Origin of the sequence: Pseudomonas sp. NPDC087336, from assembly GCF_044744285.1 — a bacterium.
Lineage (GTDB): Bacteria > Pseudomonadota > Gammaproteobacteria > Pseudomonadales > Pseudomonadaceae > Aquipseudomonas.
The window spans coordinates 21,935-35,631 of sequence record NZ_JBIUYA010000030.1 but is presented as its reverse complement, the minus strand read 5'-3'; the positions used below and the strand labels follow the sequence as shown (position 1 = coordinate 35,631).

At 60.8% G+C, this 13,697-nt stretch carries 18 protein-coding genes and 2 pseudogenes; 11 read left to right on the top strand and 9 right to left on the bottom strand.

Annotation, left to right across the window (positions count from 1 at the left end; genetic code table 11):
- Position 1: 1 nt before the first annotated feature.
- Positions 2 to 613, top strand: a complete 612-nt coding sequence (locus ACIO0C_RS24905) for a TetR/AcrR family transcriptional regulator (RefSeq protein WP_401315971.1) — start codon at positions 2 to 4, stop codon at positions 611 to 613.
- Between the two features lie 103 nt (positions 614 to 716).
- A complete protein-coding gene (locus tag ACIO0C_RS24900; RefSeq protein ID WP_401315969.1) occupies positions 717 to 1,250 on the top strand; it encodes a DUF1003 domain-containing protein in 534 nt (177 codons plus the stop codon).
- A gap of 6 nt (positions 1,251 to 1,256) precedes the next feature.
- On the opposite strand, the gene ACIO0C_RS24895 is transcribed toward ACIO0C_RS24900, so the two are convergent.
- Positions 1,257 to 2,198 (bottom strand): LysR family transcriptional regulator, encoded by a 942-nt coding sequence (locus ACIO0C_RS24895; protein WP_401315967.1) that lies wholly within the window; start codon positions 2,196 to 2,198, stop codon positions 1,257 to 1,259.
- A 15-nt stretch (positions 2,199 to 2,213) separates the two neighbouring features.
- On the opposite strand from ACIO0C_RS24895, the gene ACIO0C_RS24890 reads away from it, so the two are divergent.
- Both ACIO0C_RS24890 and ACIO0C_RS24885 read left to right on the top strand, forming a co-directional pair.
- A complete protein-coding gene (locus ACIO0C_RS24890) occupies positions 2,214 to 2,921 on the top strand; it encodes a CTP synthase (RefSeq protein ID WP_401315964.1) in 708 nt (235 codons plus the stop codon).
- A complete protein-coding gene (locus ACIO0C_RS24885; RefSeq protein WP_401315960.1) occupies positions 2,918 to 3,247 on the top strand; it encodes an antibiotic biosynthesis monooxygenase family protein in 330 nt (109 codons plus the stop codon). Before ACIO0C_RS24890 ends, ACIO0C_RS24885 begins: the two co-directional genes overlap by 4 nt.
- A 164-nt stretch (positions 3,248 to 3,411) precedes the next feature.
- Here the strand turns inward: ACIO0C_RS24885 and ACIO0C_RS24880 are convergent, their stop codons facing one another.
- The gene (locus tag ACIO0C_RS24880; protein WP_401315958.1) at positions 3,412 to 3,738 is read right to left on the bottom strand and encodes a DUF2025 family protein; all 327 of its coding nucleotides are present in this window, start codon (positions 3,736 to 3,738) and stop codon (positions 3,412 to 3,414) included.
- 221 nt (positions 3,739 to 3,959) lie between these two features.
- Here ACIO0C_RS24880 and ACIO0C_RS24875 point away from each other — a divergent pair, with 221 nt between their 5' ends.
- The 4 genes and pseudogenes from ACIO0C_RS24875 to ACIO0C_RS24860 all read left to right on the top strand — a co-directional run.
- Entirely contained in the window at positions 3,960 to 5,084 is a 1,125-nt protein-coding gene (locus ACIO0C_RS24875; protein ID WP_401315956.1) for a glycerophosphodiester phosphodiesterase, read from the top strand.
- A gap of 88 nt (positions 5,085 to 5,172) precedes the next feature.
- Positions 5,173 to 5,481: a PepSY domain-containing protein gene (locus ACIO0C_RS24870; RefSeq protein WP_401315953.1), complete on the top strand. Its 309-nt coding sequence runs from the start codon at positions 5,173 to 5,175 to the stop codon at positions 5,479 to 5,481.
- 159 nt (positions 5,482 to 5,640) lie between these two features.
- Positions 5,641 to 5,832, top strand: a pseudogene (locus tag ACIO0C_RS24865) (magnesium transporter CorA); the annotation flags it as partial.
- 201 nt (positions 5,833 to 6,033) lie between these two features.
- Positions 6,034 to 6,129, top strand: a pseudogene (locus ACIO0C_RS24860) (hypothetical protein); the annotation flags it as partial.
- 110 nt (positions 6,130 to 6,239) lie between these two features.
- Here the strand turns inward: ACIO0C_RS24860 and ACIO0C_RS24855 are convergent.
- A complete protein-coding gene (locus tag ACIO0C_RS24855; protein WP_401315951.1) occupies positions 6,240 to 6,677 on the bottom strand; it encodes a multidrug/biocide efflux PACE transporter in 438 nt (145 codons plus the stop codon).
- A gap of 89 nt (positions 6,678 to 6,766) precedes the next feature.
- Between ACIO0C_RS24855 and ACIO0C_RS24850 the strand changes: the two genes are divergently transcribed.
- The gene (locus ACIO0C_RS24850; RefSeq protein WP_401315948.1) at positions 6,767 to 7,621 is read left to right on the top strand and encodes a LysR family transcriptional regulator; all 855 of its coding nucleotides are present in this window, start codon (positions 6,767 to 6,769) and stop codon (positions 7,619 to 7,621) included.
- Positions 7,622 to 7,749: 128 nt separating this feature from the next.
- Here ACIO0C_RS24850 and ACIO0C_RS24845 read toward each other — a convergent pair whose 3' ends face one another.
- The 3 genes from ACIO0C_RS24845 to ACIO0C_RS24835 form a co-directional block, all read right to left on the bottom strand.
- Complete coding sequence (locus ACIO0C_RS24845) at positions 7,750 to 8,985, bottom strand: RNA polymerase sigma factor (protein WP_401315946.1); 1,236 nt, start codon at positions 8,983 to 8,985, stop codon at positions 7,750 to 7,752.
- A gap of 1 nt (position 8,986) precedes the next feature.
- A complete protein-coding gene (locus ACIO0C_RS24840; RefSeq protein WP_008060756.1) occupies positions 8,987 to 9,331 on the bottom strand; it encodes a YciI family protein in 345 nt (114 codons plus the stop codon).
- Positions 9,332 to 9,398: 67 nt separating this feature from the next.
- Positions 9,399 to 9,824 (bottom strand): YybH family protein, encoded by a 426-nt coding sequence (locus ACIO0C_RS24835; protein ID WP_401315945.1) that lies wholly within the window; start codon positions 9,822 to 9,824, stop codon positions 9,399 to 9,401.
- Positions 9,825 to 9,964: 140 nt separating this feature from the next.
- Between ACIO0C_RS24835 and ACIO0C_RS24830 the strand changes: the two genes are divergently transcribed.
- Positions 9,965 to 10,450 carry a GNAT family N-acetyltransferase gene (locus ACIO0C_RS24830; protein WP_401315942.1) on the top strand — a complete coding sequence of 162 codons (486 nt, stop codon included), beginning with the start codon at positions 9,965 to 9,967 and terminating at the stop codon, positions 10,448 to 10,450.
- Between the two features lie 63 nt (positions 10,451 to 10,513).
- On the opposite strand, the gene ACIO0C_RS24825 is transcribed toward ACIO0C_RS24830, so the two are convergent.
- The 3 genes from ACIO0C_RS24825 to ACIO0C_RS24815 all read right to left on the bottom strand — a co-directional run bounded on the left by ACIO0C_RS24825 (position 10,514) and on the right by ACIO0C_RS24815 (position 12,316).
- A complete protein-coding gene (locus tag ACIO0C_RS24825; protein WP_401315940.1) occupies positions 10,514 to 11,002 on the bottom strand; it encodes a GNAT family N-acetyltransferase in 489 nt (162 codons plus the stop codon).
- Positions 11,003 to 11,100: 98 nt separating this feature from the next.
- On the bottom strand, positions 11,101 to 11,586 hold the full coding sequence (locus ACIO0C_RS24820; RefSeq protein ID WP_401315938.1) for a GyrI-like domain-containing protein: 486 nt from the start codon (positions 11,584 to 11,586) through the stop codon (positions 11,101 to 11,103).
- A 67-nt stretch (positions 11,587 to 11,653) separates the two neighbouring features.
- Positions 11,654 to 12,316, bottom strand: coding sequence for a LysE family translocator (locus ACIO0C_RS24815; RefSeq protein WP_401315936.1), 663 nt, complete (start codon positions 12,314 to 12,316; stop codon positions 11,654 to 11,656).
- 139 nt (positions 12,317 to 12,455) lie between these two features.
- On the opposite strand from ACIO0C_RS24815, the gene alaC reads away from it, so the two are divergent.
- The gene (gene alaC, locus ACIO0C_RS24810; RefSeq protein ID WP_401315933.1) at positions 12,456 to 13,673 is read left to right on the top strand and encodes an alanine transaminase; all 1,218 of its coding nucleotides are present in this window, start codon (positions 12,456 to 12,458) and stop codon (positions 13,671 to 13,673) included.
- The last annotated feature ends 24 nt before the right edge of the window (positions 13,674 to 13,697 follow it).

The window sequence follows — 13,697 nt, the reverse complement described above, 5'->3', positions numbered from 1 at the left end:
TATGACAGCTCCACAGCGCCTCACCGACCGTAAACGCGAAGCCATCATTCAGGCGGCGATCGTCGAATTCCGAGCCAATGGATTCGACATCACCAGCATGGACAAGATTGCCGCCACCGCCGGTGTGTCCAAGCGCACGGTGTACAACCACTTCCCCAGCAAGGAAGAATTGTTCGCCGAAATCCTCAATCAGTTGTGGGTCCGGGTCACGGCGGAACAGCAAGCGCCCTATCGCCCTGACCTGCCCTTGCGTGACCAGATGCGTCACCTGCTGACAGCCAAGCTGCAGATGTTGAGCGATGAGAATCTGCTCGATCTGGCGCGGGTGGCCATAGCCGCCACTATCCATTCTCCCGAGCGAGCTCAAAGCATGGTGGCCCGAATGGGTGAGCGCGAAGAAAACCTGACCGTATGGATTCGTGCGGCTCAGGCCGATGGACGCTTGAAAGCGGTCGCTCCGGAATTTGCTGCGCAACAGCTCCATGGCATGCTCAAGTCCTTTGCATTCTGGCCGCAGATTTCCATGGGGTTGCCGGCTTTGTCGGCCGAAATGCAGGGCACCGTGGTGGAGTCGGCGCTAGACATGTTTCTGGCCTGCTATCAATTGCAATAATTGACAATCTCGACGGCGGCGTCGAACGGGGCAATGTGTTTCAGAATGAAACTCGCGCTGAGGCTATAGTGAATCTCAGTCCCAGCGCCCTGCAGAGAGCATCATGACCCCCTCGAGCAACGAAGCCCCCGCCCCCGTCGATCACCTGCGGTTCCATCGCGCTCATGCCCATCTGGCGCCAACCTTTGGCAATGACAAGTTTGCGCTGCGTGCCGAGGCCTTTGCGCGGTTCTTCGGCACACCGACTTTTCTGGGTGCGCAAACGCTGATCGTGGTGATCTGGGTGTGCCTCAACGTCTCCGGTTTCACCCACTTCGATGTCTACCCGTTCATCCTGCTCAATCTGGCTTTCAGCTTGCAATCGGCCTATGCCGCACCCTTGATCCTGTTGGCCCAGACCCGTCAGGCCGCGCGGGACAAAGCCCAGTCCGATGCCGATGCGCAACATCGCGAAGCGCTGGCGATCGCCAACAGTGAACGGCAGGCAGAAGCGGCAAAAAATACCGCGCAACTGCTGGAGCTGCTGGAGCAAAACACCCGCCTCACGGAAATGACCAAGGCCCTCACCGAGCGCATCGAAAACCTGACCACGGAAATGCATCAGCACTTCGTGCGCAAGGACCAGCCAAAGGCCTGATCGGCCTCACGGCAACTTCAGCGCCCGCCCCAACTCGTCAAACAGCGTCACCACCGAGCGCAAGGCGCGACAATCCGGGCGGGTCAGCAACCACAGCGCGGTGTCGTAGCCATGCAACGGCTCGCCCAGCGGCTGCAATCGGTCACCGATCAGGAAGTCCGGCAACGCGGCCACGCCCAACCCCGCCCGCACCAGCTCGGTGACCGACAGCATGCTGTTGCAGCGATAACCCGGCATCACCCCCGGCAATGCCTGGCGGCGCCAGGCCACTGTCGGATGATCAGGCAAAAAGTCGTCGGGGGCGATCCAGGTCAGTGACGCCAGATCGGTCGCATCGACCGATTGCAGATAACCGGCACTGGCACACACTCGGTAGGAAATCCCCGCCAGACGTCGCCCCACCAGATGCTCCGGTGGTGCACGGGTCAGGCGCAGGGCGATGTCGGCATCGCGGCGGCTGAGGTTGGCAAAGTCGTTGGACGTGCTGAGCTCAAGGGTCAACGCCGGATAGTTCGGCATGAACCGGGCCAGTGCCGGCAACAGCAAACCTTGCAGGACCGAATCGGTGCAGGTCAGGCGTACGGTGCCGCTGACCACTTCACCGCCCTGCTCCACGCCGACCCTCGCCGCCTCCAATGCCTGTTCGGCACGCTCGGCCTGTTTCGCCAGGGCCTGCGCCAGGGTGGTGGGCAGGTAGCCAGCGCGGTTTTTTTCGAACAACGGTTGCCCCAGTGCGGCCTCCAGTCGACGCACGGCACGAAATGCCGTCGAGACATCCACCTTCATCAGCTGCGCGGCCCGGGCGAGAGAGCCACCGCGCACCACTGCAAGAACCAGGGTCAAGTCCGGGTAGTCCAGTCGATAGTGCGTTGCTGCATTGATCACTTGGGAAAACGCCAATATTGATTGCGTGAGCGCCAATCTATAGTGGCTACCAGGAATCGACAAGCGCCGAGGTCACCCATGGAAAACCGCGTCATTCGCATCGCCCTGATCGGCGATCACGACACGCAAGTCACCGCCCACCAAGCCATCCCAGTGGCGCTCGGCATGGCCGCCGAACACAGTGGCCGAAACGTGCAAGGACAGTGGCTGGCCACCGATAGCTTGCATGCCGACACGCCGCTCAGCGGGTTCGACGGTTTCTGGTGTGTGCCCGCCAGCCCTTATCGCAGCATGGACGGTGCGTTGCGGGCGATCCGCTTTGCCCGTGAACAGCGGCGACCTTTCCTCGGCACCTGCGGTGGCTTTCAACACGCCGTGCTGGAATATGCGCGCAACGTGCTCGGTTGGTCGGATGCCGAGCATGGCGAGACGGCACCCGATGCAACGCGGGCATTGCTTACGCCTCTGGCATGTTCACTGGTGGAGACGGTGGACACCATTCATTTGCTGGAAGACTCGATGATCGCCAAGGCCTATGAAACCTCGGAAATTCATGAGGGCTATCGCTGCCGCTACGGCGTGAACCCGGAATTCGAACGGGAACTGCTCAAGCACGCACTTCACGCTGTCGGCCATGATGCCGGGTACAGTTTGCGAGCGGTCGAGCTCAGCGATCATCCGTTCTATGTCGCCACGCTGTTCCAACCGGAGCGCGCTGCACTCAAGGGCACCCTGCCGCCGCTGGTGCGCGCTCTGGTCCAGGCCTGCGCGGAGCAGCCGTCATGATCGCCGATACGCCGTCGGCACCGTATTACGCGGTGATCTTCACTTCGCTGCGCACCGGGGGTGACCAAGGGTATGCCGCTGCTGCCGATCGGATGGTGGAGCTGGCGCGTGAGCAGCCTGGGTTCCTCGGAGTGGAGTCGGCGCGGGGCAATGACGGGCTGGGGATTACGGTGTCGTACTGGATCAGTGAAGAGGCGATCCTGGCGTGGAAGCAGCATCCCGAACATCGGGAGATTCGGGAGCGTGGGCGTTCGACCTGGTATGCGCAGTGTCATACCCGGGTATGTCGGGTTGACCGGGCGTACGGGTTCACCCAAAACCTGTAGGAGCGACCTTGCTCGCGATGGAGGTCAACGATGACGGGGGGAGCCTGGCCCCCCGCGGTGCTCTCAGGTGTTTCGCGAGCTCGCTCCTACAGGGCCCGCCGCGCTCGGCCTCGATGGGGCAAGAAAATCAAAAGTCAGAACAAAAGCCAAAGCGAGAAAGCCCACTAACCCCGCACCAAACTCCTCACCGCCGAAATCTCCGGCACTTCCCGTCTGTTCATGTATACCCGCAGCGGTTCAGTAATGTTGATTCGGTCGTCGATGTTCTGATCCAGTAACAGCTGGATCAACTCGCGTTTGAGGGTCATGGTTTGCTCAGGGCCGGCAGCCCAGACGAATTCGCTGGAGGGGATGATGCCGTCGTCAGCTACATCCATGCCGAACGCGTCTTCGCTGAAGCGGACGATGTAGTGGCCGGTCTTGCGATTGAGACCGACGAAGCCCTGGAGCTGGTCGGCGGCCTGGCAGATGAGCTGGGAAGTGATGCGCACGGAAACCTCACAAGAAGTGATCGATGGTTTACACGCGTGGCCAGCGAATGGTTTTCCCTCTGCCGGGGAAGTTGCCTGGGCCAAGAATAATGCAGACAAGCGCACAAAAGCGCTGACCAGCATCAGCTTTCAACACGTTAATGTCGGTCTCGCGATAGCGCTGGCAACGCTCAGTTGTTAAAAGAGACCTCTTTAAAACCCATCGCGAAAGGATCTCGACCATGCCGGCCACCTTCACCCAAAGCGCCCTGCTCCTGAGTTTGCTGCTTGTCCTGGGCCAGGCCCAGGCCGCCAGCGAATCCGGCCCTGCCGCACTGGCCACCCGCGTGGGTATTCCTCACCCGGCGGTGATCGCCCACCGTGGCGCGTCGTTCGATGCACCGGAGTCCACCGCTGCCGCCTACCGACTGGCCCGTGACCTGGGCGCCGATTACCTGGAGCTGGACCTGCAGCGCAGCAAGGACGGCGTGCTGTTCGCCCTGCATGACAATAACCTGCAACGCACCACCGACGTCGCCAGCAAGTACCCCGAGCGCAAGGACAGCCCGGCCAACGCCTTCACCATGGCCGAGCTGAAAACCCTGGATGCCGGCAGCTGGTTCAACGCGGCCTACCCGGATCGCGCGCAGCCTGCGTATGCCGGCCTGAAAATCCTCACCCTCGACGAAATCATCGACATCGCCCAGGGCAATCCGCTGCACAAGCCTGGCCTGTACATCGAGACCAAGGAGCCAAAGCAGTTCCCCGGCATCGAACGCGACCTCAAGGAAAAACTCCAGGATCGCGGCTGGCTGAGCCCCGCAGGGTCGAAGCTGGCCAAAAGCGCACTGGGCGTTGGCCAGGGCAAAGGCAAGGTGGTCCTGCAAACCTTCGAGAAGAGCAGCCTCGAACTGTTGCAAAAGGAAATGCCGCAGGTGCCGAAGATCCTGCTGCTGTGGGTCGGCGAAGGCAACATCGAACCAAAATCCACAGTGACCTTTGCCGAATCCGGCGACAAGGACAAAGCCACCTACTACGCCAAACAGCAACCGAAAGACCAGGCCGAGTTCCAGCGCTGGGTCGACTACGCCAAGGCCCAGGGCGCGATCGGCACCGGCCCGTCTGCGGCACTGACCCACGGTGGCGATCAGAGCTACGCCGATCTGGTGCAACCGTGGATGAACCAGTACACCCACGATCAGGGCCTGCTGGTGCACGTCTATACCATCGATGAGGCGGTGGACTTCCAGAAGGTCATGGATGCCGGGGTCGATGGTATTTTCACCAACCGCGCCAGCGAACTGCTCAAGTTCTACAAACGCCCGGCGACAAGTGTGGCGCAGGTACTGCGCAATAACGGGTACTGATCATTCGGTTCAAGGGAATTTAAGCGTGAATTAAGTTGCCACAATTAATCTGATCCCACTTAAACGGCTCCCCCAAGGAAAGAACCTCATGAAAACCCTGACTGCCCTGTTCACCGCTGCCGCCCTGACCTTCACCGCCGGCCTGGCCCAGGCCAAAGACGTGCCCGTCGACCAGATCCCTCAGTTGGTCAAGGATGGCAAGATCAAACCGCTGGAAGAGTTGAACCAGATCGTAATGAAGCTGCACCCGGGTGCCACGATTACCGACAGCGACCTGGACAACCACGCCAACATCTACGAGTACGAAGTCGAGTTGCTCGATGCCAGCAAAGTTGAATGGGACGTGGACCTGAATGCCGCCACCGGCGAAGTCCTGAAAAACAAAAAAGACGACTGATGAACACCGCAAAAAGCCGCACGATTTCCCCCTCGTGCGGCTTTTTTGCGTCTGAGCGACCGATCAGGCCGCAGTCACAAATCCGTCACCCAGACTTGCAATGATGCGGCGCACGTGAACCTGTAAAACACGCGACAGGCGCCTCCCATGCGAGCCCTCATGAACCACAGCATCGATCACAGCCATCGCGATCCGGATCTGTTCGGCCTGCTTTACGGCTTCAGTTTCCGCCCCGGCGAGCGCGGGCGGGAGATCGATTCGGCCAGGGCCTTGCAGTACCTGCAACACCCGCAGGACACCGAGCAATTTCTCTGGCTGCACCTGAACCTGGCCCATGCCGCGTGCGAACGGCCGGGAAAAAACCAACCCCTGATCCAGGGCAGTCTCCCTGTTACATTTTGCAATGATCATGGGCGACACTCCTTCCCTCCTCAGGAATGTCCGGATGGCCACCCCTCCTTTACCGCCGCCCCGGCGCCCGCCTGCAGCGCCAAACCGCAATTGGACAACAAACCCGGCGTGCTCACCCTCGTGGTGTTCTTTGCAGTGCTGAGTATCGGCAACCTGCAGATGGCCTGGGTGCTGACCTTGCCGTCAGCGATCCTGTTGTCGGGCAGTCTGTATTGGCTGTTCACCCAACTGTTTTGAAATCTCAATCTTGTAGGAGCGAGGCTTGCCCGCGAAGAACGGTAACGCGGTGCGGCAGGTACTCCGCAGCGTCTGGTTCGCCGGCAAGCCAGGCTCCTACGGGTTACGGGTTACGCGCTGGACGTGGCGCGAATGACCAACCGTTCGCGCACCACGTCATACACCCAGTGGTAAACATAGGTGTACGGCAGGAAAAACAGCAGCACGCCAATATCCAGCAGGAACGCTTGCCACAGGCTGACCTGCAGCCACCACGCAATCAACGGTACGCCAAGCGCCACCAACCCGCCTTCGAACAACAGCGCGTGCACCACGCGGACCCAGGCGTTGTGCGCAATGGCCAAACGCTTGAGCACGCGGTCGAACAGGCCGTTGAAGACCACGTTCCAGGCCAGGGCCAATACGGCAATGACCACCGTGACAGCGCCCATGTCCAGCATCGGTTTGTCCATGATCCACGCCAGCAACGGCGTACAAATCAGGATGGCCAGCAGTTCGAAACCGATGGCCTGGAAAATACGTTCGGTAATGGATTTATTGGCGCTCATGGCCTGACTCCTTGAGTGACGATGGTTGCCATCATCCAGCTTCAGACCGATACTTCATAACCAATAACCATCGATCAAGGCGATAGTTCATGGCGTCCCAGGAAGTGTTGCAGGCGTTCGTCCAGGCAGCGACCCAAGGCTCGTTTTCCGCGGCGGCGCGCAAGCTGGGCCGCAGTCAGTCGACCATCAGCGCCGCGGTGGCCAGCCTGGAAATCGATCTGAACCTGACGCTGTTCGACCGCAGCAGCCGCAAGCCCAGCCTGACCCCCGCCGGGCACGTCATGCTGCAACGGGCCGAAGAGATCCTGGCCGCCACCAGCCGCCTGGAAATGACCGCCAGCCAACTGTCCCAGGGCGTCGAGCCGAAGCTGACGGTAGCGATTTCCGACACTTACCAGTCCGACCGCTTCGAAGCTGCGCTCAGCGCATTCGAACCGCGCTATCCAGACCTGGAACTCGAATGCCTAATCGCCGAATGCGATGACCTGGTGGCCCTGGTGCAACGCGGTCGGGCCCACGTCGCCTTCGCCGAAACACAGGACAGCTACCCGCCTGACCTGGTCAGCTCGACCGTGGAGGAACGTACGGAATTTGCTCTGTTCGTGTCCCGCGAGCATCCGCTGGCCAACCAGAAAAATATCGACCAGGACACGCTGCGACAGCATCGCGAACTGCGCCTGGCGACCATCGTCAATCCTTATGAAAGCCGCGCCAAGGGGCGGGTCTGGTCGGCACCGAGTTACCTGATGCTGCTGGAAATGGCCCAGGGCGGGTTCGGTTGGGCGCCGCTGCCACGCTGGCTGGTAGCGCGTTTCGGCGCGGGGACATTGCAGGAACTGCAGGTGCGAGGCTGGCCGAAAACGGTGTCGGTGGATGCCTTGTGGTCGCGCTTGCATCCGCCTGGGCCGGCGGGCAGCTGGTTGCTGAGCAAGATGCTGGAATAGCGGTGTGGCTACTGCCGTCATCGCGAGCAAGCTCGCTCCCACAGTGATCAGTGCTGTACACAACATTTATGGTCGACTCATAACCCTGTGGGAGCGGGCTTGCCCGCGAAGAGGCCAGCGAGCACACCTCACTGCAATGCCTTGAGCCGAGCTTCAATAAACCGCCGCTCCGGCGCTTGCTGCGTCAACTCCAGCGCCCGCTCGTAGGCCGCCCGCGCCTGCTCCACCCTTCCCAACTGGCGACAGAACTCCGCCCGGGCCGAATGCGCCAGGTGGTAATCAAGCAGATCACCACGCGCCAGAATCGCCTCGACCAGCGTCAGCCCAGCCATCGGGCCATCGCGCCTGGAGATCGCCGCCGCCCGGTTCAATTCGATCACCGGCGAAGGCCAGGCCCGAAGCAATACGTCGTACAGCCCGACGATCTGCACCCAGTCAGTTTCCTCGATCGACGGCGCTTCAGCGTGCACCGCCGCAATCGCCGCCTGCAGACAATATGGACCAAATCGTCGGCTACCCAATGCCCGCTCCACCAGTGCACAGCCTTCGGCGATCATCTGCGCGTCCCACAGCGTGCGGTCCTGGTCATCCAGCAAAATCAGGTTGCCGTCCACGCAGGTCCTGGCCAGGCGCCGGGACTCGTGCAACAACATCAGGGCCAGCAAGCCCATGACCTCCGGCTCCGGCAACAACTCCATCAACAAACGCCCCAGGCGGATCGCTTCACGGGTCAAGTCTTCGCGGGTCACTTGCGCGCCGACGGACGCCGAATAACCTTCGTTGAACACCAGGTAAATCACCCGCAGCACGCTGTCGAGGCGCTCGGGCAGTTCTGCAAGGGACGGCACCTGATAGGGGATTTTCGCGTCACGAATTTTCGCCTTGGCGCGCACGATGCGCTGGGCGATGGTGGCCGGCGCCGAGAGAAAAGCCCGGGCGATTTCCTCCGTGGTCAGGTCGCAGACTTCGCGCAGCGTCAACGGCACCTGTGCGTCAGGCGCCAGAGCCGGGTGACAACAGGTGAAGATCAGGCGCAGGCGATCGTCTTCCACGTCTTCGTCACTCCAGTCGGCCTGCTCCAATGCCTCCAGTTGCGCGACCAGCAGCGGTCGGGACGCGGCAAAACGTGCGCGCCGGCGTAGCACATCGATGGCCTTGAACCGCCCGGTGGAGACCAGCCAGGTGCGCGGATTGTCTGGCACGCCGTCTTGCTGCCAGCGTTCGACCGCCACGAAAAACGCTTCGTGCAACGCTTCTTCGGCCAGGTCGAAATCGCCGAGCAGGCGAATCAGGGTCGCAAGAATGCGTCGCGACTCCTGGCGATAAACCTGCTCGACCCTGGCCTGTACCGTCAGCTCCGGCATCTTAAGGATTCAACTGCCGAACGGGGCGCACTTCGACACTGCCGACCCGCGCGGCCGGAATATTCCCGGCGACCTGAAGGGCTTCATTGAGGTCCTTGGCATCGATCAGGTAAAAGCCGGCCAACTGCTCCTTGGTTTCGGCGAACGGACCGTCGGTGATCGACATCTTGCCATTGCGCATGCGCACCGTGGTGGCGGTCTGCACCGATTCCAGCGCCTCGGCGGCGACCATCCGGCCGCTGCCCTGGATCGCCTCGGCATAGGCCATGCACTCCTCGTCCTTGGGGCTCTCGGGCAGCGAATGCAGCAAGTGCTCTTCGCTGTAGACCAGGCATAAATACTTCATCGCACTCTCCTGATTGAACGGAACAACTATGGCTGCAGATGGGCGGTTTAGCGCCGCGAACCGACGATCAGGGCTCCAGGTTGAACAAGGTCGTGCCGCTCATCATGTCGAACGGCGCCGACCAGTGTTCGTGAACGATGAGCCATTGCCCGCCCTCGCGCCGATAGCAGGCGGTCACGCGCATCCAGCAGGCCTGGGTTTCGCCCTGCTCGTTGGTGCCGCCGCAATGGGCCAGCCAATGGGCGAAGGCGATGTGCTCATCGGCCACGATGTTCATGTGGTCGAAGTCGAACGTGTGCGGGCCCTGGCACATTTCCATGCACTCCAGCCAATGTGCGCGGTAGGCGGCCTTGCCGCGAAATTGCAGGGCCTTGACGGCGTCGTAGGAGACGATGTCGTCGGCGTACAGGGCCATGATTTTATCGACGTTCTTCGAGATGACCGCCTCACGATAGGTGGCGATCAGGGTCTGGATTTCTTGGGTATCGCTCATGATGGTTCTCCGTGGTTTTTATTGGAAGACACCCTTAGTCGTCCGGTGATCCACCCAATCGACAGTCGAAATAAAAATAATCCATGTACGCAAACTCGCTAGAATCCGAAACTCATTTCTGTTGGAAAAAGGACACTCCAGTGACAGCCCGACTCGTGCCTTACGAAAGTCTGAACGCGCTGCAGCGCCAGCAGGTAGAGACCATCGAAGTGCATCCGCAACAGATCAGGTTTTGCGGCGATATTCATGGTGCGTTGCACACCCTGCTGTCCAGGCCCGGCCCCGGCGTCAAAGGCTTTGCCCTGCTGGCGGATGCGGTGCCCGTGGCCTTTCTGCTGCTCAAACGTCCACCGGTATTGCCCGCCTGGGCCGACGAACACAGCGCCACGCTGCACGCGTTGCAAGTCGATCAGCGCGCTCAGGGCAAAGGCTACGGCAAGGCTTGCCTGCAAGCCCTACCCGAGGTGGCGCGCCTGGCGTGGCCCGAAATCAGGGGGCTGGAATTGTCGGTGGATGCGGACAATGAATCGGCGATTGCGCTGTATGCCAGGTATGGATTTGTCGACAGCGGCGAGGCGTACAAGGGGCGGATCGGCTATGAGCGGCGGATGGGCCTAAGATTCTGATGTAACCCCCCAACCCCCTGTGGGAGCGAGCTTGCTCGCTCCCACAGGGGATCTGCGTCGAGATCAGAGATTGAGCATCATCTCATGCCAAGCCATCCCGCCATGGTCGGACGCCGATGGCTTGATGTAGGCAAAACCAAAGCCTGCATACAACGGAATATGCCGTTCCTTGCACATCAGGTTGATGCTGACCTTGCCCATCGCGCGCATGCGTTCGATGAACTCGCCCATCAAGCGTTTCGCCAGGCCCTGCCCCTGATAGTCCGGGTGCACGACCACCGACATGATCACCACGTGCGGGCCGGCCGGGTCGTGGCCGATCAGTTCCTTGAACGCCTCGTCGGACATTTCCACCTGGAACGCCGCGCCGGAATTGATGAACCCGGCGACCACGCCGTCCACTTCAGCGACGATGAAACCCTCGGGCCAGGTGGCGATGCGGGTGGCGATTTTCTCGCGGGTCGCGGCTTCATCGCCTTCATAGGCAACGGTTTCGATGGCGTAGCAGCGGTCCAGATCAGCAGGCGTGACGTGGCGGATGACGGTGTTCATGGCAGCTCGGAATCGGCGAGGGAAAGGCCAGGGATGATAAATCAGCCTCGGCGCGACATCGAGAGACGAATCGGCTGATCCGTCTCCCGCTGCACTGGTCAGCCCTTGAGCGGCAGCCAGAGTTCCAGTTTGCCGGTATTGAGCCTGGGGTTGAAGTCTTCGCTGTAGCGTTCGAATTCCGGGGCGTTCAACAGCTCGCGCCCGGACTGCGGCAGCCACGTGCCATGGATGTACTGGAAAGTCTGCGGCAAGGTCTCCAGGGGGCCTTTGTGTTCGAATACCACATATTGCTGAGGCTGAATCTCTACCCAGCGGTAGGTGTCCGGCAGATCGTCGAGCTTGGTGATCTCGACGCCGGCGATGTAATCGAAGCCACCCTTGCCGTCGAAATTGCAGCAGACGCCGTAGGTCACTTCGCCTTTTTGCCCCGGAATCTTGCCGATGTGGGGATTGAATTTTTCCCAGAGATCGGGAATGCCCTTTACCGTTTGCTGGGTAAATTGTCCGCCAAGCCCTGCAATCAGCAGGAAGTGTCCATGTTCGAAGCGGTATTCCATCACTTCAACGCTTGTTTGTTCATCCATGACTCGACTCCTGGAAGGTAAAAGTGGGTTCGGCTGGGAGTATAGAAGCCAAACCCGAATCGCCCACTTACAGGGCGTGCAACTGCTCGACGGCACCTGAACCGACAAACTCGTTGTAGCCCGATAAAATCACGTACACCGCGAAATAGCAGAAGATCGCCGCTGATGCCAGGTAGGAATAGCGCAGCAGTTTGTCGCCGAGCAACTTGCCGCCGTGGCTTGCCGCGAAACACAGGCCGGCGGACCACAGCAACCCGGCGCAGAGAAATCCACCGAGGAACAATGCCGAGCTGAGCGCCCCGCCACCACCGGAACGAGCGATCAACGTGCCGCCTACTGCGGCGAACCAGAGAATGGCACTGGGCGAGGACATGGCGAGAAAAATCCCACGGAAAAATTCCTTGCGATGGGAGTTGTGGCCGACCTCAGCGGTTTCGGCCAACAGCGCCTCATGGTGGATCGCCGAGTAAATCATCTTCGCCGCGAAGTACACCAGCAGCGCCGAACCGCCGATCCACAGCACCCAGCGCACGGTTTCGTACTGCAGCAGAACCGTCATGCCGGCCAGCGCCAGCACGGCGTAGATCAGGTCGCCGACGCAAGTGCCCAGGCCCAGGGCGAAGCCTTGAAAATAGCCGCGCTGCATCGCCAGGGTGATCATCGCGATGTTGGCGACGCCGATGTCCAGGCACAGTGAAAGGCTCAACAAGAAGCCACTGGTAAGTTCCATCCAATCCTTTCCTTCGGAAAAATTTGTTTACGTTGAGGCTGGACAGTCTGCCACAGCAGATCGTACATTCCGCCACAGGTCACCGCAGTGACCTGCGTCGCTCGGACGGTTCCGGGCGCTTACGTTATCCGAGGCAACAATGGCCGAACAAGGTTCGCCGCGCCGCTTTGCGCGCATCGATCGACTCCCCCCCTACGTTTTCAACATCACTGCCGAGCTGAAGATGGCCGCCCGTCGTCGTGGCGAAGACATCATCGACTTGAGCATGGGTAACCCAGACGGCGCCACGCCGCCGCACATCGTCGAGAAACTGGTTACCGTCGCCCAGCGCGAAGACACCCATGGCTACTCCACGTCCAAGGGTATTCCGCGCCTGCGCCGGGCAATTTCCAACTGGTACAAGGAGCGCTACGAGGTCGACATCGACCCGGAAAGCGAAGCCATTGTCACCATCGGTTCCAAGGAAGGCCTGGCACACCTGATGCTGGCTACCCTCGACCAGGGCGACACCGTGCTGGTGCCCAACCCGAGCTATCCGATCCATATCTACGGTGCCGTGATTGCCGGCGCCCAGGTGCGTTCGGTGCCACTGGTGCCGGGCGTCGATTTCTTCGCTGAACTGGAACGGGCCATTCGCGGTTCGATCCCGAAACCGAAGATGATGATCCTCGGCTTCCCGTCCAACCCCACCGCCCAGTGCGTGGAACTGGATTTCTTCGAACGGGTGATCGCCCTCGCCAAGCAGTACGATGTGCTGGTGGTGCATGACCTGGCCTATGCCGACATCGTCTACGACGGTTGGAAAGCCCCGTCGATCATGCAGGTGCCCGGCGCCAAGGACATCGCCGTCGAATTCTTCACCCTGTCCAAGAGCTACAACATGGCGGGCTGGCGCATTGGCTTCATGGTCGGCAATCCGGAACTGGTCAATGCCCTGGCGCGGATCAAGAGCTACCACGACTACGGCACCTTCACCCCGCTGCAGGTGGCGGCCATTGCGGCGCTGGAAGGCGATCAGCAATGCGTGAAAGACATCGCCGAGCAGTATCGGCAGCGCCGTAACGTGCTGGTCAAAGGCCTGCATGAACTGGGCTGGATGGTGGAAAATCCGAAAGCGTCGATGTACGTCTGGGCCAAGATTCCTGACGCCTACGCGCACCTGGGCTCGCTGGAGTTCGCCAAGAAACTGCTGGCCGAGGCCAAGGTCTGCGTCTCGCCGGGTGTCGGCTTTGGTGAGTATGGGGATGATCACGTGCGCTTCGCGCTGATCGAAAACCAGGACCGGATTCGCCAGGCCGTACGCGGGATTCGCGGGATGTTCCGGGCGGATGGTTTAGTCACCAAAACCAACGCCTGACACAAAGTCCGCTCCTGAGATCAT